The sequence below is a fragment of the Lysobacter enzymogenes genome (genome assembly GCF_017168095.1).
GTDB lineage: Bacteria > Pseudomonadota > Gammaproteobacteria > Xanthomonadales > Xanthomonadaceae > Lysobacter > Lysobacter enzymogenes_D.
Map to the genome: position 1 here is coordinate 1 of NZ_LXSD01000180.1, position 1739 is coordinate 1739.

Annotated in this window: 4 protein-coding genes; 3 read left to right on the forward strand and 1 reads right to left on the reverse strand. The window is 70.8% G+C overall.

Annotated features, from left to right (window positions below; translation table 11 throughout):
- Positions 1-226, reverse strand: a 226-nt coding sequence (locus tag A7A76_RS04885; protein WP_206410140.1) for a hypothetical protein, incomplete at its 3' end; no start/stop codon positions are given.
- On the opposite strand from A7A76_RS04885, the gene A7A76_RS04890 reads away from it, so the two are divergent.
- From A7A76_RS04890 to A7A76_RS04900, 3 genes are all read left to right on the forward strand, one after another.
- Positions 207-830 carry a hypothetical protein gene (locus A7A76_RS04890; protein ID WP_206410141.1) on the forward strand — a complete coding sequence of 208 codons (624 nt, stop codon included), beginning with the start codon at positions 207-209 and terminating at the stop codon, positions 828-830. The genes A7A76_RS04885 and A7A76_RS04890 overlap by 20 nt on opposite strands.
- Positions 831-890: 60 nt before the next feature.
- The gene (locus A7A76_RS04895; RefSeq protein ID WP_074861650.1) at positions 891-1211 is read left to right on the forward strand and encodes a RebB family R body protein; all 321 of its coding nucleotides are present in this window, start codon (positions 891-893) and stop codon (positions 1209-1211) included.
- 99 nt (positions 1212-1310) lie between these two features.
- Positions 1311-1649 carry a RebB family R body protein gene (locus tag A7A76_RS04900; protein ID WP_206410142.1) on the forward strand — a complete coding sequence of 113 codons (339 nt, stop codon included), beginning with the start codon at positions 1311-1313 and terminating at the stop codon, positions 1647-1649.
- The last annotated feature ends 90 nt before the right edge of the window (positions 1650-1739 follow it).

The following is a 1739-nucleotide window of genomic DNA, read 5'->3' on the forward strand; positions in this document are numbered from 1 at the left end:
CCGCCGCAGCGGCGCCCGCAGCCGAGCAATCACCGCCGGCAAGCGTCGCGGCCGCGCCCGCAGCCGAGCACGCGCCGCCGCCGGCCATCGCAGCGGCACCTGCGGCCGAACAACCGTCGCCATCGGCCGCGCCCGCACCCGAACCCGCACCCGAACCCGCAGCGGATCCCGCGCCGAGCTCGGCGCTGTCCGAGCTCGACGAGGCCGTGCGCAGCTTCGCCCGCATCCAACTCGGTCGCGCCCTGCAGGTGGAAGAGCAGCAGGTGCTCAGCGCTTACGTGGCGATGGTCGGCGCGCAATCGCTGCCGCCAGCGCCGGCCTCGCCGCCGCCGTCGCCCGGCGGCGCCGCCGGCGTGCTGGAGAGCGGACGCCAGCAGATCGAAGCGGTGATCCGGCAGAGCCTCAATCGCGCCCAGGCCGCCGTCGACGGCAACGCCAAAGCCGAACGCGCGGCCGAAACCGCGGTGCTCGGCGCGGTCGAGCGCGCCCAATCGCTGCAGGATCTGATGCCGGCCAAGCCCGCGCCCGGCGCCGCCGCGATCCCGCCCACGCCGATGGAACAGATCGCCGTGCGCCTGGCCGAACTGGTCCGGCACGAAGTCGATGCGTGTTTCCAACGCCAGATCGGCCCGCTCGCGCGCCAGTTGCAGGACGTGATCGGCGCCGCCCAGTCCAACGGCTTGCTGCCTCCCCAAACCACCGGTTCCGCGCACCCCGACGAGTCGCGCGCAGCCGGCCGCGACGGCGACTGCGCCGTTCGCCCCGACCGCGACAACAACCCCAACAGCGCCGCGCAGGCGAACGGTCCGGCCGCTTCACAAAGCAACTGACGACTCGTTAATCAGCGATGTACGGCAGCGGCCGTACTTCAAAATTCCAAGGAGCTCGATATGGCATTCCCGACCGCCGTCAACGATCAAATCACCGATGCCGTCACCCAGTCCAACGTCAAGGTCATCGGCGAGGCGCCTGCCTTCGCGATGGGTTCGATCTACCAGTCGATGGCGCACTCCACCGGCATCCTGTTCGAAAACGCCGTGGCGGCGCAGCAGCAGCAGAACTCGCTGTCGCAGGCGGCGGCCAACCAGGGCGTGATGCAGATCTACAGCCTCGACACCACCGCCGCCGCCGGCGCCACCGAGAAGGTCGCCCAGACCGGCGTGTCGGACAACCTGACCAGCCTGCTGACCGTGCTGCGCGCGTTCAAGTAACGCGCGTCGCCCGATCCGCGCGATCGGGCGGTGCGGCGCCGGCCGGCATCTCGGGCCGGCGCCGCGGAGCCGACTTAATCCGTCATTGAGGACCGATCCATGGCATACCCCACCGCAGTCAACAATCAGATCACCGACGCCGTCACCCAGTCCAACGTCAAGGTCATCGCCGAAGGCCCCGCGTTCGCGATGGGTTCGATGTACCAGTCGGCGGCCCACTCCACCGGCCTGCTGTTCGAAAACGCCATCGCTTCGCAGCAGCAGCAGACCTCGCTGGCGCAGGCGGCCGCCAACCAGGGCGTGATGCAGATCTACAGCCTCGACACCACCGCCGCGGCCGGCGCGACCGAGAAGGTCGCCCAGACCGGCGTGGCGGACAACCTGACCAGCCTGCTGACCGTGCTGCAGTCGTTCAAGAGCAATCCGTACGGCCCGTAAGGCCGGCGCCACGCGATGCCGGTCCGCCGCGCGGCGCCGGCATCGTTCCCAGCCGCATCCGGCCGCGCGCCGCGGCGCGGCGGGCCCGCA

Bases quoted from the DNA above. Each gene is read 5' to 3' on its own strand.
- A7A76_RS04895 (WP_074861650.1), top strand. From the start codon at position 891: ATGGCATTCCCGACCGCCGTCAACGATCAAATCACCGATGCCGTCACC.
- A7A76_RS04900 (WP_206410142.1), top strand. From the start codon at position 1,311: ATGGCATACCCCACCGCAGTCAACAATCAGATCACCGACGCCGTCACC.